19 protein-coding genes are annotated in these 21,603 nt (G+C 66.2%); 10 read left to right on the forward strand and 9 right to left on the reverse strand.

Annotated features, from left to right (window positions below):
• Positions 1-94 precede the first annotated feature (94 nt).
• Positions 95-547: a GlcG/HbpS family heme-binding protein gene (locus RMCB_RS05705; protein WP_036429084.1), complete on the reverse strand. Its 453-nt coding sequence runs from the start codon at positions 545-547 to the stop codon at positions 95-97.
• Between the two features lie 182 nt (positions 548-729).
• Here RMCB_RS05705 and RMCB_RS05710 point away from each other — a divergent pair, with 182 nt between their 5' ends.
• Entirely contained in the window at positions 730-2,397 is a 1,668-nt protein-coding gene (locus tag RMCB_RS05710) for a PucR family transcriptional regulator (RefSeq protein ID WP_062828006.1), read from the forward strand.
• On the opposite strand, the gene RMCB_RS05715 is transcribed toward RMCB_RS05710, so the two are convergent.
• Complete coding sequence (locus RMCB_RS05715; protein ID WP_062828007.1) at positions 2,398-3,765, reverse strand: MFS transporter; 1,368 nt, start codon at positions 3,763-3,765, stop codon at positions 2,398-2,400.
• 371 nt (positions 3,766-4,136) lie between these two features.
• Here RMCB_RS05715 and RMCB_RS05720 point away from each other — a divergent pair, with 371 nt between their 5' ends.
• A complete protein-coding gene (locus RMCB_RS05720) occupies positions 4,137-5,690 on the forward strand; it encodes a hypothetical protein (protein ID WP_062828083.1) in 1,554 nt (517 codons plus the stop codon).
• Between the two features lie 2 nt (positions 5,691-5,692).
• Entirely contained in the window at positions 5,693-6,427 is a 735-nt protein-coding gene (locus tag RMCB_RS05725; RefSeq protein ID WP_062828008.1) for a YoaK family protein, read from the forward strand.
• On the opposite strand, the gene RMCB_RS05730 is transcribed toward RMCB_RS05725, so the two are convergent.
• The 3 genes from RMCB_RS05730 to RMCB_RS05740 form a co-directional block, all read right to left on the reverse strand.
• Complete coding sequence (locus RMCB_RS05730; RefSeq protein ID WP_062828009.1) at positions 6,365-7,240, reverse strand: formylglycine-generating enzyme family protein; 876 nt, start codon at positions 7,238-7,240, stop codon at positions 6,365-6,367. The two genes, RMCB_RS05725 and RMCB_RS05730, sit on opposite strands and share 63 nt — an antisense overlap.
• Before the next feature lie 18 nt (positions 7,241-7,258).
• On the reverse strand, positions 7,259-9,610 hold the full coding sequence (locus tag RMCB_RS05735; RefSeq protein ID WP_062828010.1) for an arylsulfatase: 2,352 nt from the start codon (positions 9,608-9,610) through the stop codon (positions 7,259-7,261).
• Between the two features lie 111 nt (positions 9,611-9,721).
• Positions 9,722-10,945, reverse strand: a complete 1,224-nt coding sequence (locus RMCB_RS05740) for an MFS transporter (protein WP_062828011.1) — start codon at positions 10,943-10,945, stop codon at positions 9,722-9,724.
• Positions 10,946-11,031: 86 nt separating this feature from the next.
• Here RMCB_RS05740 and RMCB_RS05745 point away from each other — a divergent pair, with 86 nt between their 5' ends.
• Positions 11,032-11,583 (forward strand): TetR/AcrR family transcriptional regulator, encoded by a 552-nt coding sequence (locus RMCB_RS05745; RefSeq protein WP_062828012.1) that lies wholly within the window; start codon positions 11,032-11,034, stop codon positions 11,581-11,583.
• Here RMCB_RS05745 and RMCB_RS05750 read toward each other — a convergent pair.
• On the reverse strand, positions 11,549-12,220 hold the full coding sequence (locus RMCB_RS05750; protein ID WP_062828013.1) for a DUF2306 domain-containing protein: 672 nt from the start codon (positions 12,218-12,220) through the stop codon (positions 11,549-11,551). The genes RMCB_RS05745 and RMCB_RS05750 overlap by 35 nt on opposite strands.
• Before the next feature lie 54 nt (positions 12,221-12,274).
• Here RMCB_RS05750 and RMCB_RS05755 point away from each other — a divergent pair, with 54 nt between their 5' ends.
• Entirely contained in the window at positions 12,275-12,976 is a 702-nt protein-coding gene (locus tag RMCB_RS05755) for a TetR/AcrR family transcriptional regulator (protein WP_062828014.1), read from the forward strand.
• A gap of 5 nt (positions 12,977-12,981) precedes the next feature.
• On the opposite strand, the gene RMCB_RS05760 is transcribed toward RMCB_RS05755, so the two are convergent.
• On the reverse strand, positions 12,982-13,689 hold the full coding sequence (locus tag RMCB_RS05760; protein WP_062828015.1) for a TetR/AcrR family transcriptional regulator: 708 nt from the start codon (positions 13,687-13,689) through the stop codon (positions 12,982-12,984).
• 129 nt (positions 13,690-13,818) lie between these two features.
• Between RMCB_RS05760 and RMCB_RS05765 the strand changes: the two genes are divergently transcribed.
• The 5 genes from RMCB_RS05765 to RMCB_RS05785 are packed head-to-tail and all read left to right on the forward strand — an operon-like array spanning position 13,819 to position 19,602.
• Positions 13,819-15,480, forward strand: a complete 1,662-nt coding sequence (locus RMCB_RS05765; protein ID WP_062828016.1) for an amidohydrolase — start codon at positions 13,819-13,821, stop codon at positions 15,478-15,480.
• A gap of 27 nt (positions 15,481-15,507) precedes the next feature.
• Complete coding sequence (locus tag RMCB_RS05770; protein WP_062828017.1) at positions 15,508-16,647, forward strand: ABC transporter ATP-binding protein; 1,140 nt, start codon at positions 15,508-15,510, stop codon at positions 16,645-16,647.
• Between the two features lie 5 nt (positions 16,648-16,652).
• The gene (locus tag RMCB_RS05775; RefSeq protein ID WP_234792010.1) at positions 16,653-17,798 is read left to right on the forward strand and encodes a polyamine ABC transporter substrate-binding protein; all 1,146 of its coding nucleotides are present in this window, start codon (positions 16,653-16,655) and stop codon (positions 17,796-17,798) included.
• Positions 17,795-18,703, forward strand: coding sequence for an ABC transporter permease (locus RMCB_RS05780; RefSeq protein ID WP_062828019.1), 909 nt, complete (start codon positions 17,795-17,797; stop codon positions 18,701-18,703). The genes RMCB_RS05775 and RMCB_RS05780 overlap by 4 nt, the downstream gene beginning before the upstream one ends.
• Positions 18,700-19,602: an ABC transporter permease gene (locus RMCB_RS05785; RefSeq protein WP_234792011.1), complete on the forward strand. Its 903-nt coding sequence runs from the start codon at positions 18,700-18,702 to the stop codon at positions 19,600-19,602. The genes RMCB_RS05780 and RMCB_RS05785 overlap by 4 nt, the downstream gene beginning before the upstream one ends.
• Before the next feature lie 210 nt (positions 19,603-19,812).
• On the opposite strand, the gene RMCB_RS05790 is transcribed toward RMCB_RS05785, so the two are convergent.
• A complete protein-coding gene (locus RMCB_RS05790; protein WP_062828021.1) occupies positions 19,813-20,142 on the reverse strand; it encodes a cupin domain-containing protein in 330 nt (109 codons plus the stop codon).
• On the reverse strand, positions 20,139-21,563 hold the full coding sequence (locus RMCB_RS05795) for an NAD(P)/FAD-dependent oxidoreductase (RefSeq protein ID WP_062828022.1): 1,425 nt from the start codon (positions 21,561-21,563) through the stop codon (positions 20,139-20,141). The genes RMCB_RS05790 and RMCB_RS05795 overlap by 4 nt, the downstream gene beginning before the upstream one ends.
• Between the last annotated feature and the right edge of the window lie 40 nt (positions 21,564-21,603).

A 21,603-nucleotide genomic window follows, 5' to 3' on the forward strand; every position in this document is an offset into this window, starting at 1 on the left:
ACCAAGGAGATTAGGCAGGTTGCGGAAGCCTTGCCATGGTCACAATCACCGGCGTGACAGCCATGAGAGGGTCATGGTGCACACGGGAGGACGCTCAGGCCCTGGCGACCGAGGCCGTCAACGCCTCGAACTCCGCGAGGATCGCCGCACCCACGGCCTTGTCCTGTTCGCCGTTGCCGCCGCTGATCCCGACACCGCCCACGATCTGGCCGTCGAACACCAGCGGGAATCCGCCGACGAAGATCGCGAACTTGCCCGGCAGCATGTGGCTGATCCCGAAGGCTTCGTTGCCGGGTAGCGCGGGCCCGTTGGGCGGTTCGTTGAACAGGTGCGTGGCCCGCTCGTGCCCCGCAGCGGTGAACGCCTTGGCGATGGCGATGTCCACACCTGTCAGGCGTGCGCCCGGTAACCGGTGCAGCGCAAGGACATTGCCGCCGTCATCGCAGATGCAGAGGGTCTGCTTGACGCCGATCTCCTCGGCCTTGGCGCGGCCGGCGGCCAGCAGCGGCAACGCGTCGTCGAGGGTGATGCGGTGAATTCGGTGCATTGGTGTCTCGCTCTCTCGCAGCAGTCGTCATCGGCTGACGAGGCATGTCTATCAACGGCGGGATCGCAGCGGGATGGCTAATATGACCGGAATTGACGGCCGAACCGGGTTACAGTGCACATGGTGTCTGTGCTGATGAGTCCGGTAATCGATACAGGACGGCACGAGACGCGGGGTGCGACATGGCGGCAACACCGACCGACAGCGAACGGATGACCGTTGCCGGACTGCTCGACGAGTCACTCATGTCGGGTTCTCGCGTGGTCGCAGGGGCAGACCGGCTCGGAGTCGAGTTGAGCTGGGTGCTGCCGCTCAATGAGGTTCTGACGCAACATGACCCGCTTGACGCCGTGGCCGTCTACGCACGCCCCGAGTCATTGGTCGGCAACAGCGCCGCCCTCTCGGCGCTGATCGCGCGAGGCGCGACCACCCTGCTCGTCGACGGCGCTGTCCCGGCCGACCTCGGCCCGCTGCCCGAGGGTCTGATCGTCATCGAGTTCGGGATACCGGTCGGGTTCGCGGCACTGAATCGGCTCCTCGCCGAACGTGCGCTCAGCCAAGAAGTTCACGTGATGCGTTACTCGACGCATGTCCACGCCTCGCTCGCAGGCCTGTTCCATCGCGGCGCCGGACTCGAGATCCTGGTGCGCGAGGTCTCGAACCTGGCGCGCAATCCGGCGGTGGCGCTCGACGCCCGCGGTCATGTGGTGGCGTGCAACGGGGTCACCCCGGATGTCCTGGCACCGCTGGCCGATTCGGTGAGTGCGATGCTCGCAACCGACCTGCCTGCCTCCGAACGCCGGCCCGACGGGCATGACACCCGGATCCAGCCGGTGACAGGCTTGCACGACAGTGTGTGGACGTGTGTGGCCAGCGCGATCCGCCTCGGCAAGTCGTTCGAAGGCTGGGTGGTGATCCTCGTTCCGACGGCCGAACCCGGCCATCACGATCTGGCCCGGTACGCGGTGCTCACCGAGCAGGCCACCGCGATCGTCGGCTCGGAGATGCTGCGCCAGCGTAGCGTCGACGAAGCCGAGGAACGTGCGCGCGGTGATTTCGTCCAGGCCCTGGTCCACGGCAGCTTTTCCAGCGAGCACGACATGCGGGCCCGCGCCGAGCATCACGACATCGAACTCGATTCTCGGTTCGGGGTTTTCGTCGCACCCGGGGTCCTGCCGCGTCGGGTGGACAATCCGACCGCGACCATGGTTCGGCTGGCGCGCTACGCAGCCGGTGTAGCACCACACCCGTCGGTGAACGCCTACGTCACGGTGATCGGCGACATTCTCGTCGTGGTGCGCACTCTGCGCAGCGAGGACCCCGAGGCCATGCGCGAAGAGCTGACCGACTACGCCCGGGCGATGTCGGTCGAGCTGGAGCGACGGCGTGGGCTACGTGAGCCGGTCGCCTACGGCAGGCCCGCGTGCGGCGCCGGTGAGGTCAGGGAGAGTTATCGCGAGGCCCGGGTCGCGCTCGGGATTGCCCGCCGCCTGCACCGCACGGGGCCGACGTCGTACCAGGAATTGCGTGGCTTCACCGTGCTGGCCCAAGTGGCCGAGACCCAGGAGAGCCGACAGTTGGTCCGGGATGTGTTGGGCCCGTTGCGCTCTGCCCCGGACCTCCTCGAGACGTTGAGCACCTACCTGGCCGAGGGCGGCAACGTGAATGCGACGGCACGGGTGCTCAACGTGCATCGCAACACCATGCTCGCGAAGCTGGACCGCGTGTCGCGGCTGCTGGGCATGGACATCCGGGTGCCCGAGAACCAGTTCACGGTGTGGCTGGCCATCCGCCTCGACCTCCTCGACGAGGTGCGCTCGGCGGTCGAGCGCGAGGCCAGCTTCCGCTGATCACGCCGGGGCCGGGTCGGGGCCGAGAAACGACCCGGCCAGGCCCAGCGTCACGATCACCGCACAGGCGGCGAACACCAGTGGATAGCCGCCTATACCCAACGCCACCGCGACCCACGCCGCGCCGCACGCCGAGCCGCCGAATCGCACCAGATTGAACAGGCCCAGCCCGGTACCGTGTTCGCCCGCGGGCGAGCGTGTGGCGCCGGTCGCCGCGGGCGTCTGTACCAGGGCTATACCGACGCCGACGGCCACCAGGACCGCCACCATGGCAGGCAACAGCAGCCGATGCTGCGCGACGGCGACGGCCAGTGCGACCTGCGCGATCAGCAACACCACCAGACCGGTGCGCAGTACGCGCCGCGGCCCCAACCGGTCCTGCCAACGGCCCACGCCCGGTCCGAGCACCGCCATCGCCGCGGGCACCGTGAACAGCACGATGCCCGCGGCCGATATCGACACCGAGTTGCCGACCAGGTACAGCGGCACCGCGAGCAACGTCGCTCCGAGACAGAACATCTGGGCGAACGCCGCGGCACAGCTGCGGACGAAGCGGGATTCGGTCACCAACCGCACGTCGATGAACGGGTTGCCGGCGCGTGCGCAATGCCGGCCGAACCACCCCAGGACGGCGACCGCGAGTACGACGACACCGAGCGCGCACCAGACGGTGACGTCGGGTTGCGACACCAGGGCCAACCCGAGCATCAGCAGCGCCGAACCGATCGTCAAAGCGGACGCACCGGCAAGGTCGAACCGCATCCTGGTCCCGGGAAAGCGCGGCACGTAGCGCAGGGTGCTGAGGAAGCCCGCGAGCGCCACCGGCACCAGCGGCACGAAGACCCATCGCCAGCCCCAGTGGTCGGCCACGAGGCCACCGAGGCTGGGTCCGATCGCCTGACCGATGCCGTTGGCCGACGCCCACGCACCCATTGCCCTGCCCCGGGCCTGCCCCGAGAACATCCAGGCGATCAAGCCCATGACCGCGGGGGCGAACGCCGCGGCTGCCACCCCTCCGGCGGATCGCCAGGCGATCAGCAGCGGCAGGGAGGGCGCAGTCGCCGCACCGATCGCGCAGACCGCCGTCGCGAGCAGCGCAGCGCAGTACACACGTCTGCGCCCGAACCGGTCCCCGAACCACCCGGCCAGCGGTATCGTCGCGGCGAAGCAGACCAGGAAGCCGACGACGACGAATACCCCGTTGCCGAGTGGAGCGCCGAACTCGTCGATGATCGCGTTCAGCGGAACATTGACGACGTTGTTGCTGAGGGTGCCCACCACAGTTCCCGCCAACAGCGCGGTCAGCCCCAGCGGTGTGCCATGGTCCACTGCCGAGCCCGGTGGCCTGGGGCTTCGAACCTCGGTCATGCTGTGTGTACCCAATCTGGAATCCGGCGAATTACGGCCTGCGCCATGGTGTTTGCCACGTCGCCATGGGCCGTACCCAACACTGTCTCACCCAAGCCCGACCGATTGGGGAATCCGGTGGCGCAACAGTGCACACTCCGACGCGGCAGGATATGGGCAACGTGCACAGGCCGGCCGATACCCGGCGCCATGCCGCGGCCAACCGTTACGTCACGGAAACCGGGCGATATGCCGTCGACACGTCCGGAGCATGTTGCACATGGCGAAGTCGTTTCGGCTGTGCACTGTTGTCGTTGACCCAGGTCGTGACCGCGCCCAACATTCCACCATCGACCGCACAGCCCACCAGCAGTTCAACGAGAGGTCCCGAATTGGACACCCATCTCACCGCGGCGCACTGGATCTACCTTGCAGGCATCGTCGTCATTCTCATCACGATGGCCATCCGCAAGAACATCGTCGTGCCCGCGGTCACCGCGACACTCATGACGGCCTGGGCCTTTTCCGGCAGCTTCATCACCGGCCTGTCGTCCATCTTCAACGCCAGCCTGACCGCGGCCAAAGAACTGTTCAACATCTTCCTGATCATCGCGATCGTGACGGCGATGCTCGGGGCGCTGCGGGAGATGGGCGCCGACCGGATGATGGTCACGCCGTTTCGCCGGGTGATGCGCGCCGGAACCAGCAGCTTCATCGCGCTGGCGATCGTCACCTACGTGATTTCCCTGTTCTTTTGGCCGACGCCTGCGGTGCCCCTGGTCGGCGCGGTGCTCATACCCGTCGCGATCCGCGCGGGACTGGCACCGCTGTCGGTCGGCATGGTGATCGCGATCTCGGGCCAGGGCATGGCGCTGTCCTCGGACTACATCATCAAGGTGGCGCCCGGGATCTCCGCGAAGGCGGCCGGGGTCGACGCCGACGCGGTGGCCGACAAGGCCATGGTGCTGTCGCTGGTCGTGGGGTTCACAGCACTTGCCATCACCTATGTCATGCAGCGCCGCACCTGGCGGACACCGTCGCCCGAACTGCTGAAGGACTGGGAGAACGCCGCGGACCGGCGCGGCGGCGATGACTCCGCTCCGTCCGGTGCAACCCCAGCAGCGGTGACGAGCCTAACCGCACCGCCGCTCCCGGAGCCGTCCCTGGCCGGCGGATCGACCGCGACCGTCGTCCTGGCCGATCCGGTCGAGGTGGCGCAACCACAGCAGCCTCAGAAGACCTTGGCGGCCAAGGTTTTTGCGGTGCTTGTCCCGTTGGTCTACCTCGCGTTCATCGTCTACTTGATGCTGGGCAAGTTCACGAGCGTCGTGCCGCCACTCAAGGGCGGCGACGCGGCAGCCATCGTCGGGGGGCTCGCCGCCCTGCTGTTGTTCGCGGCCTCGGCCACCAACGACAAGCGGAACTTTCTCGAGACGTCATCGCAGCATGTCGTGGACGGGTTGGTGTTCGCGTTCAAGGCCATGGGGATCGTCTTGCCGATCGCCGGTTTCTTCTTCATCGGCAACGGCGAGTTCTCGGCGTCGATTCTCGGGATGCCGACCGACGCCAAGGGCCCGGCGTTCCTGTTCGATCTGATCACGGCGGCCCAGTCGCATCTGACACCGAATCCGGTCGTCACATCGTTCGGAGTGTTGTTCGTGGGCCTCATCGCCGGGCTGGAAGGTTCGGGCTTTTCCGGGCTACCGCTGACGGGTTCGCTGTCGGGTGCCCTCGGTCCGGTCGTCCACATGGATCCCACGACATTGGCCGCGATCGGGCAGATGGGCAACATCTGGTCCGGCGGCGGCACGCTGGTTGCGTGGTCGTCGCTGGTGGCTGTCGCGGGATTCGCGCGGGTTCCCGTGCTGAGCCTCGCCCGCAAGTGCTTCCTGCCCGTGATGACCGGCTTGGTGCTGGCCACTGTTGTCGCGATCGTCATCTTCTGAAAATGGTGCAGTTGAATCGCTCCCACCTTGAACTCGGTACGACACTGATATTGACCTTCGTCACGGGCATCGTCGATGCCGTGGGTTACCTCGGCCTGGACCGGGTTTTCACGGGCAACATGACCGGCAACATCGTGATCCTCGGCATGGGTGTGGCCGGCGCCGACGAATTGCCGGTGCTCGGCCCGGCGATTGCGCTCGCGGGGTTTACGGTAGGTGCGCTCGCCGCGGGGCTGGCGGTGCGCCGACGTGTGGCATCCGGCTGGGATACCCGTATCACGACGCTGCTGAGCATCGGTGCGGCGGTCCTGCTCGTGTTGACGGTCACTGTCGCGGTCGGTGCCGAGAACCCCAGTGCCACCGAACAAGTCATCATCGCCACTGCCATTGCCGCGGTGATGGGTCAACAGGCCATGGTGGCGCGAGCGCTGGCGGTCAAGGACATGACGACCGTCGTGGTGACCTCCACGCTGGCGAGCCTGGCCGGAGAAACCTGGCCGCGTGGTATCCGCGGAGCGCTTGCCAATCGCCGGCTCGCCGCCATCGTGGTGATCTTTCTCGGCGCCGTGACGGGCGCGGTGCTGCTACGCCTGCACATCGCGGTCCCGCTCGGCCTGGCAGCGGGGCTCACCTGGCTGGTGGTGATCGCGGGGCATCTCAGATGGCGCGAAGCATCAACGACTCTCGACGCAGCGGAACCCGATGTGCGTCGTCGAACTGTCCTGCGATTGCGGTGAGCGCGCCGCGGGACGGTAACGGTGGCAGTACTCCGGGGCGCACAGATGTGACCCGCCCTTGAGGGTCTGGTTCACGGTCGGATCGGCACCGGCCGGTGGACAGCACGCGGACTCCGATTCCCCGGGCCGGTGATGGGATGTGAATCGCGTGGACGTCCATTCCCATACGTTGCCGATCATGTCGTAGAGCCCGAAGCCGTTCGGCGGAAAGGACCCCACTGGCGACGTGCCGGCCCAGCCGAGGGCGCCGTCGTTGCGGTAGGGGAAGCGCCCCTGCCAGGTGTTGGCCATCAGCTGTCCGCCGGGCGTGACATCGTCGCCCCAGGCGTAGACGGTGTCGGCTCCCCCGCGCGCCGCGAACTCCCATTCTGCTTCGGTGGGCAGTCGCCGCCCGGCCCAGGTGGCGTACTCGACGGCGTCGGGGTAGGCGACCTGTACGACAGGATGGTCAGGATGACCGGCCTCGCGATCCGGCCCGAACGGGTATCGCCAGCTCGCGCCGGGCGCCCAGTCCCACCATTGCCGCCAGTCCCGCAGGTTCACCGGGCCGGTGGTGGGCCGGAACACCAGCGCCCCTGGTAACAGATCTTGTTGGGCCACACCGGGATATAGCGCAGGATCCAACGGGCGTTCGGCGATGGTCACATATCCGGTGGCGGCGACGAACTCGGCGAACTGAGCGTTGGTGACGGGATACTTCTCGATGGCGAACGACGCGACCGTCGCGGTGTGCACCGGAGCTTCTTCCGGGTAGAAGCGCGTCGAACCCATGCGGAACGCTCCCCCGGGGAGTTCGACCAGCTCGGTGTGCATGCATTCAGAGTAGTTCTGTCAGTCCTTGCAGAAGGCCAGGGCCAGGGTCGCTTCGACGTCCTCGTATGGTTCGCCCGACAGATCGACGGTCACCCTGGCGATGGTTCCGCCAGTGAAACCGAACTGCCCGCGATAGTTCTTCGACACTGCCGAGCCGGTGTTGCGTCCGATGCAGATACCGCCGCCGGCGAGCGCGAACATGCCCGGGTGGGTCCGCATGGCCGGCAATTCGGCCACCGCGACGTCGTCGATGAACAAGGCCGTGTCGCCCAGCGGCGTGTGACTGTTCTCGACCGTGCCGGTGCGCGCGTATCGCACGCCGAAGATGTGCCGTCCCAACGGGATCGGATCCGGCGACGTCAACTGTTGCTCGATCTCGCCGAGGAAGTTGTACACGTAGTGCAGGCGCCCGTCGGCGACATACAGGACGTGCCCGCCATGCGCACCGCCCTGCTTGAACAGCACGCCTTGGGCGTCGGGGCGCTCGACGGTCAGCTCGACCAACACCTTGAACGATTGCCCGCGCAACTCGGCGGCAGCGCCAAGGCCGACCTCGGCGGTGTTCGGGTAGTAGGTGTAGGTGGAGCGGGCCCCCGCCAGGTACGGGCGCCACCGCGTCATCGTCTCCAGAATGTTCAGATCGGCCAGCGGCAGGCCGTTGTACTTGTCGGCCTCGGCGAACCACAGTGCCTTGAGTTCTTCGAGTTTGTCGGGCTGCTCGGCGGCGAGGTCGTGGCACTGGCTGCGATCGGATTCGATGTGAAAGAGCTCCCAGCGGTCGGCGTCGAAATGGGACCACCCGGCCGGCGTCGCGGCGTGCACGGTGTTGGCGAACCAGCCCTTGTGCCAGATGCCGCGGGTGCCCAGCATGGTGTAGAACTGCGTCTCCTTGCCCGTCGGAGCCGTCGGATTATCCAGCGCCACTTTGAAACTCACACCGTCCAGCGGCTTCTGCGCAACTCCCCGGACGGTGGCCGGCGGGGTGATGTCCAGAAGGTCGTACACCGTCGGGGTGATGTCGCAGACGTTGACGTAGTTGTCGCGGACCTCACCGTGCGCGGCAATTCCGTTGGGCCACGAGATGATTGCGGTGTCGGCGATGCCACCCTCGTGGGACGCATACCGCTTGAACAGCTTGTACGGCGTGTTGAACGCCATCGCCCAGCCGATCGGATAGTGGTTGTAGGTCTCCGGTGAGCCCAGCCGGTCGATGAACTTGAGCCCTTCCTCGGCGGTGTCGATGTAGCCGTTGAAGAACTTGGTCTCGTTGACCGATCCGTTCGGTCCACCTTCACCGCTGGCACCGTTGTCGGAGATCACCACGATCACGGTGTTGTCGAGTTGACCGGATTCGTCGAGGTAGTCGAGGATGCGCCCGATCTGGGCGTCGGTGTAGGACAGGAACCCGGCGAACACCTCAGCCATCCGGCTGAACAGTCGCTTTTCGTCGTCGCTCAGGGTGTCCCACGGCCGCACGGTGTCCTGCACCGGCCACGGTTCACCGTTGGGCCCCTTGACATCTGCATAAGGGTTGACCGGCGACAGCTCGGTATCGGGTGGCACGATGCCGAGGCGCTTCTGATTCTCCAGCACGATCTCGCGGTACCGCTCGTAGCCCATGTCGAAGCGGCCCGCGTAGTGGTCCGCCCACTCCTTGAACACGTGATGCGGAGCATGCCCGGCTCCGGGACACAGATAGGTGAACCACGGCTTGTCCGGAGCGATCACCTTGGAGTCGCGGATGAACTCGATGGTCTTGTCGGCGAGATCCTTCGACAGGTGATAGCCCTCCTCGGGCGTCGCAGGCGGATCGACGGGATGGTTGTCGTACACCAGGTCCGGATACCACTGATCGGTTTCGCCGCCCATGAACCCGTAGAACCGCTCGAAACCGCGCGAGCATGGCCAATGCCGTTTGGTGGCAGCGAGATTGGACTCCTCCAGCGGAGTGAGGTGCCACTTGCCCACGCAGTACGTGTTGTAACCGTTCTCGGTGAGCACTTCCGACAGCAGGGCGGTGTCCAACGGAATCCGCCCGTTGCAGTTGGGGAATCCGTCGGTGAACTCCTCGATGGTGGCCATCCCGACCGTGGTGGCGTTGCGGCCGGTGAGCAGCGAGGCGCGGGTCGGTGAACACAGCGCGGTGGTGTGGAACTGCGAGAGCCGAACGCCGCGCGCAGCGATACGGCTCATCGCGGGCATGTCCACCAGGCCACCGAAACAGTCCCACGTGGCGATCCCCGTGTCGTCCCACACCAGGTACAGCACGTTGGGTGCATTCTCGTCGGCGGTCGGCGCCGCATACGGTCCCCAGTCGGGTTCGGAGTCCCGGATGTCCAGTTCGATCTTGCCGTTGAAGTCGGTAGCCATGATGAGCCTCACTCCCGGTTGGCGATACAGCGCCGATAAGGGCGATCGCCCGGAGAGTACACCCGGTCACTGAGGGTTGCCGGGGAAACTGACGACCCCGACAACATGCTGTCAAGCTTCGGAATTGGGCGCCGACGGGCACAGGGAATCATCGGTGCCGGTTCGTGCCTCCGGTTGCCCTGCCAGACCGCGCAGCGGGCCGGTGATTCGGGCGGCGAGCGGGCTGCTCACGGCGACGAGGCCCAGTATCACCGCCACGACGATCGGACCGGCTGCACCGTGTGCGTCGGCCGCGACACCGGCGATGGCCGTGCCCGCCGCACCGCCCACCAGCGCGGCGCTGTTGAGCCAGCCGAACGCCTCCGTGGCCGCATGGTCGGCGATCTCCGCCGACACCATGATGTACAACGCGGACATCGCCGGCGCAAAGCCCAAGCCGGATACGAACAACGCGCAGAACTGCAGTGCCGGACTGTCGATGACGCCGAACACGGCGGTGCCGAGTGCCACGGTCCCCAATGCGGCCACCAGGCCCGCGAGCCCAAATCGCCGGTGCCCGAACGCCAAACCGCCGATCACCGAGCCCACGCTGGCCACCGCGATCGCGAGACCCGCCATGACGCCGGTGCGGCCCATCAGCGCGACGATGCCGACTTCCAAAGCCATGAACGACGCGACCATCGCGAGGCTGGCGACCATCGCGAGAATGACCGTGCGGTTGGCCATCACCCGGCCGAAGCCCGACGATCTGGGTGTCACCGGTAGGCGAAGATGCTTGGCGCTGACCAGAAACCACCCGGTTCCGACAACGGTGACCACCGCGGACACGACCAGAGGGATGACGGTGGAAAGGGTGGACGCGAGGAATGTTGCGGCCACCGGGCCGATCACCCAGATGAGTTCTTGCGCAGTGGTGTCGAGTGCGAACAGCACCCGCACGGCGTCGCGGGTGACCAGTTGTGGGTAGAGCGCCCGAACCACCGGCATCAACGGCGGCACGGTTGCCCCGGTGAGCAATCCGAGCACCATCAGCAGCGGCGCGGAGGGACCGGCGAACGCGAGGGCCAGCATCACGGCGCCGTTGGCCAGGGCCGCGACGACAAGCGTCGCCACCATGGCACGTCCGGCGATTCGGGCGGTGATGGGCATGGCCACCGCCTCACCCACGCTGACGCCGGCGACCACGGCCCCGGCCTGCGCGTAGGACCCGCTGATGGCCTGGACGTGGAGCAAGATCGCGAGGTTGAGCATGCCGAGCGGCAGGCGGGCGAACAGTTGCGAGGCCGTCATGTTCAACACACCCGGCATCCGGACCACGTCGCGATACGCCCGCATCACCAACTCCCTCACCAGACACCGTGACGGACCATCACTATACCGTCCAGACGGTACAGTCTAGGCCCCTGTCGTAAGCTCTGGGAATGGCTTCGTCGCGGGACCGCATCCTCGACGCCTATGAGGACCTACTTGCCGTCGAAGGCGAGCGCTACGCCACGCTCGACGCGGTGGCCGCAAAGGCGGGTGTGTCCAAAGGCGGCCTGCTGTACCACTTCCCCTCGAAGGACCGACTGGCAAGCGCAGTGTGCGATCGCCTTCTGACCCTGGCCGCCGAAGACGTCGAACGGATGCGGACCGCCCCCGAGGGACCCGCCCGCTATTACATCCGCACATCGCATTACGCCGGCACACCGCTGGATCGCGCCGTGGTGGCGGTGTCCCGGCTGCAGCAGGCCGGCGACGATCGCGCTCGCACGGTCATCGAGAGCGTCTCGGCCGACTGGCTCAACGTGCTGCACGAGACCCTCGGGGATCGCAACGTGGCCCGCGCGGTGAAACTGATGGGCGACGGCCTCTACTTCAGCGCCTTGCATCGCGCCCTCGGCGGCCACCTGGCTGCCACCGAGCAGGACGACGGGTTGCTGGCCGTGATCGACCGGATCACAGCCGGCTCAACGGCGCCGATCGATCAGTGATCGGGCGCGGCTGCCGCCGCAGCGACCGCTCCAGGAGAAGCAGCGGAAGCGTCCAGCCCAACCAGGCGCCGAGACCCGCGACCAGCCACAGGTATCTCTCCTCGTTCCCACCAAAAATGCTGTCGCGCAACGATTCCAATGCCAGATAGAGCACGGGCGTCCAGATCCGGTTGGTGATGATCGACAGGGCCAGCGTCGCACTGCGCAGCATCTGGCGTCGATGCCTGCCGAACCGACGCCGCCGCGCGGCGCTGTATCCGTCGACGGTGAACCAGAGCCACAGCGCAGCGAGGGCGACGTTGCTGACCGCCAGGATCGGGCCGAAGGGCGTCGCCGCCCCGATCACCATGGCGCACACGGCCGCCGGAATCGCCGTCGCGACGTACACACGTCCGGTCCGGCGGTGCATTGTCGGGTGACGACGCCGCAGCCCCGGCCAGATCTGGCCGACCGCGCACACCATCGCCACGCAGGCGAGCAGCACATGCGCGACCAAGAGCGGGTAGTGCAGTCCGAACGTGGACGGGACGCGCGTGCCGCCGGTCAAATACGGCGGCAGCGAATACACCAAGAACGCCACGACAATCACCGCCAGCACCACGGCGAGGTTTACCGACCGCGCTTTTGCGTACGTCATACGCAAAAGCGTATTGCATACTCACTGGATTGTCACTGGTTACTCTGAGCATTGATGGCCCGCTCCGATCCCCCGCTCCCCCGCGCGTTGCGCCTGCTGTGGCAACAGGACCCGGCACCGCGCCGATCGCGTGGTCTGAGCCGGGAGGCGATCGTCGCAGCGGCGATCGAACTCGCCGACGCCGACGGGCTGGCCGCCCTGTCCATGGCACGGCTGGCCGAACGACTCGGATGCGGCACCATGTCGCTGTACCGGCACGTGGCCAACAAGGACGAACTGGTGACGTTCATGCTCGCCGCCGCACCGGGCCCACCGCCGTCGTCGCCGGACGCCACAGACTGGCGTGGCGCTCTGACGAATTGGGCCCGCGCGCTGTGGTCCGTCTACCACCGACACCCCTGGATCCTGCAGACCGCGTCCAGCGGACCGCCCGCCGATCCCGGGCAGCTGGCGTGGCTCGACGCCGGTCTGGCCGCGCTGTCCGGTGCAGGCTTGACCGAACGCGACAAGCTCACCGCGGTCATCACGGTGCTGGTGTTCACCCGCGGTTCGGCGGCGCTGGCCATCGAGGCCCGCGACGTCGATGACCGCGCGTACCCGGCGTTACTGCGCCGCCTCGTGGAGCCCGGCCGCTTCCCCGCGCTGGCAGCCGCCATCGATGCGGGCGCGTTCGATCAGGCCGAGGACGGACCGCTCACCGAATTCCATTCCGGCCTTGGCCAATTGCTGGACGGTATCGCCGCGCACACCAGCTGATCGGGTTACCGGACGTGGGTCTTCAGCCGCGCGGCAATGCCGTCGAGCAAGAGATCGAGAGCCGGTTCACATCCACTCCGGCGCATCGACTCGTCGAGTAGCCGACTGGTGGCAGCGATATTCGGGTGCGTCTCGGCGGGCAGCTGAGCGTAGGTGTCACGCCACTTGCTGTCATCGCGCTGGCGATGTTCGACGGGCAAGGCTTCGAATGCCGCGTCGAGCGCGGCGAACCCCAGCATCTGATCGATGAATGCGTGATACACGTCGACGGCTTCCCGGTCAGGGAATCCAGCGTTGCGCAGTAGACCCAAAACCGTTTCGATGACTTGGATTTCGTGCGGGCCACCGGTCACCCGGCTTGCCGCCAGCACCCCAGCCTGCGGATGCTCGACGTAGACGCGGTGTACGCGCAACCCGAGTTCCCGCATGGCCTCACGCCAGTCACCGCCCGGTTCCCAGCCCTCGGCCACACGCCGCAGCAACTCGTCGGTGATGGCGAGCACCACATCTTCGATGCCGCGGAAGTAGCGGTACAGGGCGCTCGGGTCAGCTCCCAGCGCGACCCCGAGGCGCCGGACCGTCAGGCCCGCCGCACCGTGGTACTGCAAGACCCGCAATGCCGCTTCGACGATGACCTGCTCGGACAGCAACACGCCCTGGTTCGTCTGGCGCCGTCGCCGCCGTGGCGACTCGGACTTCAGTGTTCTGCCCATCCGCACTGCCTTCGCTTACGTCAACGCTCTTGCTCCATTTTGCGGCACTGCTGTGTCATGGCCCACAACAAATCGCGACCGGAGGCCATCTCACCGCCGTCCGCCCCATCGAAACGAGGAGACACCGCAATGCCCGCTGCGCCGGCCACCATCGTATTCAGCGGCGGTCCGATCCTCACGATGAACTCGGCTCGGTCCCGCGTGGGAGCGGTCGCAGTGACGGGCAACCGGATCACCGCGGTCGGACCGGAGGCCCACGCCCTGATAGGGCCGGACACCGAAGTCGTCGACCTGGCCGGCAGGCTTCTCATCCCCGGCTTTCAGGACGCGCACGTCCATCCGGTCGGAGCCGGCGTGGAGCGCATGACGTGCGACCTCCTCGGTGTCGACGCCGCCGCCGCCACGCTGGCCGCGATCGCCGAGTATGCCGCGGCACATCCTGACCGCCCGTGGATCACTGGCGGCGGATGGTCCTTGGAGGCCTTCGACGGCGGAATCCCGACAGCGCACATGCTCGATTCCGTAGTCGCCGACCGCCCGGTGTACCTGCCCAATCGCGACCATCACGGAGCATGGGTGAACACCCTCGCCCTGCAGATTGCCGGGATCACCGACGACACCCCCGATCCGCCCGGTGGACGCATCGAGCGCGACGCCGACGGCGCGGCGACGGGCATGCTGCAGGAAGCAGCGATGGATCTGGTGTCGGTATACGTTCCACCGCCCACCGAGGACGAGTTGTACCGAGCCCTGCTGGACGCACAGGCACACCTGCACTCGCTGGGCATCACGGCGTGGCAGGACGCCATGCTGGGCAATTACGCCGCAGTGCCGGATGCCGAATCCGCCTATCGGCGGGCCATTCTCGAGGAAACCCTGACGGTACGCGTCGCGGCGGCGCAATGGTGGGAACGCGACCGCGGCGCCGAGCAGATACCGGAGATGGTCGAACGCCGCGCCGCATTGCACCACGGGCGACTACGCGCGAACACGGTGAAGATCATGATCGACGGGATCGCCGAAAACCAGACCGCTGCGCTGCTGTCGCCCTATCTCGACGGCTGCGGCTGCTGTACCGCCAATGCCGGCGTCAGCTTCGTCGATCCGGAGGCGTTGCGGCACTATGTCGTCGAACTCGACGCTCTCGGATTTCAGCTGCACTTCCACGCCCTCGGCGACCGCGCTGTGCGGGAAGCACTCGACGCCGTCGAAGCCGCCAGGCGTGCCAACGGTTTTCGCGACACCCGCCCGCACCTGGCGCACCTGCAGGTGGTCGATCCGCACGACATTCCGCGGTTCCGCACCTTGGGCGCCACGGCCAACATCCAGCCGTTGTGGGCCTGTTATGAGCCGTCCATGGACGAGCTGACGATCCCGTTTCTCGGCGAGCAACGGTCGCTGCAGCAGTATCCGTTCGGGGACCTGCTGCGGGCTGGAGCCGTACTCGCCGCAGGCAGCGACTGGCCGGTGAGCAGCGCCGACCCCATCCAGGGCATCCACGTCGCCGTCAACCGCCGGGCCCCCGGCACCACCGACGACCGCGTGTTCCTCCCCGAGCAGCGGATCGACCTCATGGCGGCAATCGCGGCGTACACCGCGGGCTCGGCCTACGTCAACCACCTCGATGACACCGGAGCGATCCAGCCCGGATACCTCGCCGATCTCGTGGTGCTGGACCGGGATCCGTTCGACCTGCCCGCCGATGAGATCTGCCAGACCCGGGTCGAACGCACCTATGTCGACGGTGCACTCGTCTATGCAGACATGTTGTCGGCCACCGCCACCCGCTGATCACATCCACCGAGCGAAGGATTCACCATGACCGAAGCCACCATCGCCGAGGCGCCGGCCAGACCGCAAAAGTCCGGTGTTGCAATACAATTGCGCAACATCACCAAGCAGTTCGGTGCTTCGACCGCGGTGGGCGGCGTCGACCTCGACATCCGGGCGGGCGAATTCCTTTCGCTGCTCGGCCCGTCGGGGTGCGGCAAGACGACCCTGCTGCGCATGATCGCCGGATTCGAAGAGCCCGACGCAGGTGACATCCTGCTCGACGGCTCATCGATAGTCGGACTGCCGCCGAACAAGCGGCCTGTGAACACCGTCTTTCAGTCTTATGCGTTGTTCCCGCACATGACCGTCGCGGAGAACGTCGCTTACGGGCTGCGGCAAAAGCGCACCCCCAAAGCCGAAATCGGCCGCCGGGTAGGTGACGCGCTGCGCCTGGCCAGAATGGAGAGCTTCGCTGACCGCAGTCCCAAGAACCTCTCCGGAGGACAGCAGCAGCGGGTGGCACTGGCGCGCGCGTTGGTCAACCGGCCCAAGGTCCTCCTGCTCGACGAGCCGATGTCGGCGCTCGACCGCAAGCTGCGTGAGGAAATGCAGGTGGAGCTCAAGCTGATTCAGCTCCAGCTCGGCATCACCTTTGTCTTCGTCACGCACGATCAGGAAGAGGCACTGTCGATGAGCGACCGGGTGGTGGTCATGCGCGACGGCGCGATTCAGCAGATCGGCACCCCGGCGGAGATCTACAAGTCGCCGGCCAATTCGTTCGTCGCCGGCTTCATCGGCAAGCAGAACTTCCTCAATTGCATGGTCTCCGGGCCGGATACCCTCACCGGCCCCGAGTACACCATCCGGCCCGATCGCAGCGCCATGGAGGGTCATGGCACCGGTCAGCCGGTAGTGGCCGTGGTGCGGGCCGAGTCCATCTCAGTAGGGTCTGTCATCGGCGAAACTCCGATCAACGCGGTCGACGGAACCCTGGCCAACATCTCCTTCCTCGGCGAGACAGTGCAGTACGTGGTGACAACGGACTCCGGCGTCGAGCTGCTGTCACGGATGCCCGCCGCTGCCGCCCAGCAACTCGATCTGCACTCGGCGGTTCGCTGCAGCTGGGACGGCGACTCGGTGCACGTCTTCCCCGCAGATCCTTCCACCGTCGCGGCAGAGAAGTGAAACGCGTGGACCGGTTACGAATCCTCGCCTCCCCCAACGATTCCCGGCGAATCACTCGTAGGAGCCTGCTGGCCGGTTTCGCCGTGGCCGGAGCAGGCCTGGCACTGTCGGGCTGTTCGCGCGGCGGCGTGCCGTCCCCGGCGCCAGACGGCAAGATCGAGGACCAGCTCAACATCTACTCATGGGGCGACTACGATGACCCGGACAACCTCGCGGAGTTCGGACGCCGGGGTGTCACCCTCCAGGTTGACAACTTCGGCTCCAACGAAGAACTGGTGGCCAAGCTCGGCGCGGCACGTGGAACCAGTGGCTACGACATCGTGGTGCCGACCGGTAGTTACGTTCCGATGATGGCGCGCGCCGGCCTGCTGGAGCAGCTCGATCACACCTATCTGCCCAACCTCTCCAACGTCGAACCGCCCTACCTGCACCAGCCCTGGGACCGGACCAACACCTACGCAGTTTGCAAGAACTGGGGTACGACAGGTTTCGTCTACGACACCCATGTCATCGGCCGGGAGTTGACGTCGTGGAACGACTTTCTCGATGCCGCGCAAAAGGAAGCCCGGGGCAAGACCACGGTGCTTGAGGATCCGTGGGAGGTCTGTGCGATCTTCTTCGCCGCCAACGGTATTGACCTGAACACCACAGACGAGCGCCACTTGGACGCCTGCGAGCAGTTCATGGTCGGCAAGATCGCGCCGACCATATCGGCGTTCGTGTCCCAGGTATCGTCGCAACTGGCCCAGCGCCAGTTCGCGCTCATGCAGGCTTTCAACGGCGACGTGCGCCTCGCCCTCCTCGAGGATGACGATCCCGACCGCTGGCGCTTCGTGTTCCCGACGCCGACCGCCAATCTGTGGATGGACACATGGGCGATCGCCAAGGGAGCCCAACACCCAGATGCCGCTTATGCATTCATCAATTACATGCTCGAGCCCAAGGTCGGCATGAAGGAAATGGAGCACATCGGATACCCGACCGGGCTGATCGGCCAGCGCGAACTCGCCGCGCAGAACGAGGTCCCGATGCTCGACCTGATCTACCCGACCCAGGCCACGTTGGATCGGCTGACGCCCAGTGAGGTCACCGACGCCACCGGCCGATTGGTGAAGATCTTCAATCGCATGCAGGCGGGAGCCGTGACGTGAGCAGACTGTCCGCGGGAACGAAATCGAATGCAGCACTGTCTTTTCCGCTGTGGGCCTATCTGGTCTTCTTCTTCCTGATCCCGACCACCCTGATCGGCTGGTACAGCTTCGGCAGCAAGCCCGACATCTACACGGCCCGCTCCAACGAGCGGATGTCGTTCGACCGCTACCTCGAAGCCGGCGACGCGACCTTCCTGACCACGTTCTGGAACACCTTGCGCATCGCCGGCGTGGGCACCCTGATCTGCCTCGCGATCGGCCTGCCGTTCGCCTATTGGCTCGCGGTCAAGGTCGCCCCACGCCGGCGCGCCGTGCTGCTCGCGCTGGTGCTGATCCCGTTCTGGACCAACTTCCTGGTCCGTACGCTGGGATGGCAGATCATGCTGTCGCCAGAGGGTTTCGTCTCCGACGTCATGAACAAGATCGGGCTCGCCGACGGCCCGCTGTCGATCCTCTATACGCAAACCGCCGTGCAGATCGGCGTGGTCTACAACTATCTGCCGCTCATGATCATGCCGCTGTACGTCGCACTGGAGCGTACCGAGGCCAGTATGCGTGAAGCCAGCAAAGACCTCGGCGCGGGACGCCTGCGAACGTTTGTCGACGTCACGGTCCCGGCTGCGTTGCCCGGCATCGCCGCCGGCTGCCTGCTGGTGTTCATTCCGCTGATGGGCGACTACATCACGGCATCCGTGCTCGGCGGGGCACAGGGCAACATGGTGGGCCAGCTGGTCGCCGCCCAGTTCAACATCGCCCAGAACTGGGCGCTGGGATCGGCGATGGCCATCATTCTGATGACCTTCATCCTCGCCACCGTGGTGGCCGTCGGCGCCGTCGCATTCATCGTCAAGGCACTCATCAAGCGGTCCCGCCGCGTCACGATTCCTGAAGGGGCACAAGCATGACCGATACGCTCGAGCGCCCCGTCCCAGAAATCGTGATGGCGGAGCGCAAGCGCAGATCGTGGGATCCGGTCGCCGTCGGATTGCGGTTGTGGGGCATCGCGGTGTACGCGTTCCTGTTCCTGCCGATCATCGTGATCGTCGCCTATTCGTTCAACACCGGACGGATCCTCGCCGCGTGGCAGGGTTTCGGATTCAGCGCCTACACCAGCGCCTTCGACAACATCATGATCAGGAACTCGGTATTGACCTCCCTGCAGGCGGCGGCGGGCGCGGCGGTGCTCTCGACCGTGCTCGGCACGCTCGGCGGGCTGGCTCTCGCGCGCTCGCGCAACGGCAACCGATGGGCGGTGGCGCTGACCGCGATCCTCGCCGTCACGCTGGTCACACCCGAAGTGGTGACGGGTGTTTCACTGCTGCCGTGGTTTGTTTCGCTGGGGACCGATGCCGGATTCCTGCCGATGAACAACGGGATGGTCCGCCTGGTGATCTCGCATACGGTGATGTCGGTCGCCGTCGTGACGTTCATCATCCGCGCGCGGATGCAGGGAACGGACCTGCGCCTCGAGGAAGCCGCCGCGGACTTGTACGCGGGCAAGTGGAACGCATTCCGCCAGATCACCTTGCCGCTGGCGTTTCCCGGAATCCTGGCCGGCGCCCTGATGTCGTTCACGCTCAGTTTGGACAACACGATCGTGTCGAGTTTCGTTCAGCTGCCCGGGTCTACGCCGTGGCCGGTGTACATCTTCTCGTCGTTGAAGGTGGGTCTGCGCCCCGAAGTGGCTGCGGTGTCGACTCTCATGCTGTTGCTGACGCTCGTGGCGCTCGGTGTCGTCGCGTTCGTGCTGCGCCGCACAGGCGCAGGTTCGCGGGAGATCGCGGCGACTCTGGCCGGCGGATGAGGCTTGCAACAACCCCGGCCCAAAACCGTTGTCACGCTTCGTCCTAACCACAAGTTATGCCGGGGATTACAGTCATCCAGTGGCTGCAATCCGAGGCGTAAGCACTGCGGCACCCACGCCTACCGCGAGCGTGAACCCTCTGCGAGTTTGAGCGCCGGATTTCGCAGCCAATTCACACTCGTGGAGACGAATTCCAGTGCTACCGACGCCTCAAGCCACATAGACCTTCCGCAGCGTCTCGCGCACCGTCCAGGTGGTGCGTTGCCCGGCGTGAAGCCGGACGACGCTGCCGGGATGCAGGTCGATGGCCGGGGAGCCGTCGTCGAAGGCGACGGTCGCGTCACCGCTGAGAACCACGAACACCTCATCGGTCTCGATGTCGCGCGAGACGCCGGGCGTGTGTTCCCAGACGCCGACGGTCACGTCCGACAAGGAAGTCAGATCGCGGTATGCCGTTGTCGGAGTGCCGGCGACGACCGACTCCTGGGGCAGTGGGGTGTGGTCGAGCGCCGCAGCGTGGGCGTTGACGCACTCGTTCACGAATCGAACCCCAACCCTACAGAGTCGAGCGCCTTCAGCAGGACGTTGCGGCGTCCTTCCCGGTGATCGGCACGGTCGAGCGACCAGCGCGTCGCCTGAATCCCGGCTGATGCCAACGGCTCTGGCGGGAACGGCAGCGGCAGCGACTTGACCATCTCCAGTTCGGTGCACGCGGTCGGCGTACCGGCGAACCGGTCGAGCATGACCTCGGCGGCGAAACGTGTTGCCGCCACGCCCAGCCCGGTGAACCCGGCGGCGTATCCGACCCGGTCTCCGTACGCGGATCCGAAGAAGGCGCAGAAGCGCGTCGACGTGTCGATCACGCCGGCCCAACGGTGGGTGAACGTGATGTCCTCCAGCTGCGGGAACGTCGTGAAGAAGTGACCGGCCAGTCGACGGTAGGTGGCGTCGCGGTCCTCGTACTGAGGCCGGATGCGGCCGCCGAAGTGGTAGATGGCGTCGTACCCGCCCCACAGGATGCGATTGTCCTTGGACATTCGGTAGTAGTGGAACTGGTTCGACATGTCACCGACGCCTTGCCGATGCCGCCAGCCGATATCGGCCAGCTGCGCTTCGGTGAGCGGTTCGGTCATCAGCGCGTAGTCGTAGACCGGCACGGTGTGGTAGCGGTACCGCTTCAACAATGACGGAAAACCGTTGGTTGCCAGGATCACTCGGTCGGCCCGCACCGAAACACGCTCAGTGCGTACGGTCAGCGGGCCTCCACGACGGTCCTGCCCGAGTCCACAAACCTTGCTGTGCTCGTAGATCTCCACGCCGAGTTCAGCTGCAGCGCGGGCGAGTTCGTACACGAGCTTGGCGGGATGAACCAGCGCACAGGTGTCCTTGGACCACACGCCGGCCAGGTAGGTGGGCGAGGCGACCTCGGCACGCATGGCCTGCCGGTCCAGGTACACCTGCCCTGGTCCCAGCGGCACGGCCGCCAATTCGTGGGCCTGGTAGGGCTCTACCGCAACCGAGATGGACCCGGTGCGCTCGAAGTCGCAGTCCAGACGCAACGTATCGACGGTCTTCTCGATGCCGTCGAGGTTCTCCATGCCCAGCCGGTCAAGGGTCTCCATCTCGTCGGGCCACCGGCTGCGACCGTTCTCGGCGCCGTGGGTGAGCGATGCGTCGACGAAACCGCCGTTGCGGCCCGAGGCCGCCCAGCCGATCGTCTGTCCCTCCAGCACGGCGACTCGAAGCCCCGGGTCACGCTGTTTGGCCAGCAGCGCCGACCACAGGCCCGTGTATCCGCCGCCGACGATGAGGAGGTCATACTGCGTCGCTGACCTGGTCAACGTCGGGTAGCCGGGATGGGCCGGCACGTCATCCAGCCAGAATGGCTGCAATACGGTGTTTGCCAGTGAGCGATCGACGAGGCCGACAGCGGGCCTGTTCTTTTCGAAAACGGTGTGCACGGGACTCTTCCTGAATGGTGAGGTACCACCCAGTAAGAAG

The organism is Mycolicibacterium brisbanense (assembly GCF_001570425.1).
Lineage (GTDB): Bacteria > Actinomycetota > Actinomycetes > Mycobacteriales > Mycobacteriaceae > Mycobacterium > Mycobacterium brisbanense.

Bases quoted from the DNA above. Each gene is read 5' to 3' on its own strand.
- RMCB_RS05705 (WP_036429084.1), bottom strand. From the start codon at position 547: ATGCACCGAATTCACCGCATCACCCTCGACGACGCGTTGCCGCTGCTG.
- RMCB_RS05710 (WP_062828006.1), top strand. From the start codon at position 730: ATGGCGGCAACACCGACCGACAGCGAACGGATGACCGTTGCCGGACTG.
- RMCB_RS05715 (WP_062828007.1), bottom strand. From the start codon at position 3,765: ATGACCGAGGTTCGAAGCCCCAGGCCACCGGGCTCGGCAGTGGACCAT.
- RMCB_RS05725 (WP_062828008.1), top strand. From the start codon at position 5,693: ATGGTGCAGTTGAATCGCTCCCACCTTGAACTCGGTACGACACTGATA.
- RMCB_RS05730 (WP_062828009.1), bottom strand. From the start codon at position 7,240: ATGCACACCGAGCTGGTCGAACTCCCCGGGGGAGCGTTCCGCATGGGT.
- RMCB_RS05735 (WP_062828010.1), bottom strand. From the start codon at position 9,610: ATGGCTACCGACTTCAACGGCAAGATCGAACTGGACATCCGGGACTCC.
- RMCB_RS05740 (WP_062828011.1), bottom strand. From the start codon at position 10,945: ATGCGGGCGTATCGCGACGTGGTCCGGATGCCGGGTGTGTTGAACATG.
- RMCB_RS05745 (WP_062828012.1), top strand. From the start codon at position 11,032: ATGGCTTCGTCGCGGGACCGCATCCTCGACGCCTATGAGGACCTACTT.
- RMCB_RS05750 (WP_062828013.1), bottom strand. From the start codon at position 12,220: ATGACGTACGCAAAAGCGCGGTCGGTAAACCTCGCCGTGGTGCTGGCG.
- RMCB_RS05755 (WP_062828014.1), top strand. From the start codon at position 12,275: ATGGCCCGCTCCGATCCCCCGCTCCCCCGCGCGTTGCGCCTGCTGTGG.
- RMCB_RS05760 (WP_062828015.1), bottom strand. From the start codon at position 13,689: ATGGGCAGAACACTGAAGTCCGAGTCGCCACGGCGGCGACGGCGCCAG.
- RMCB_RS05765 (WP_062828016.1), top strand. From the start codon at position 13,819: ATGCCCGCTGCGCCGGCCACCATCGTATTCAGCGGCGGTCCGATCCTC.
- RMCB_RS05770 (WP_062828017.1), top strand. From the start codon at position 15,508: ATGACCGAAGCCACCATCGCCGAGGCGCCGGCCAGACCGCAAAAGTCC.
- RMCB_RS05785 (WP_234792011.1), top strand. From the start codon at position 18,700: ATGACCGATACGCTCGAGCGCCCCGTCCCAGAAATCGTGATGGCGGAG.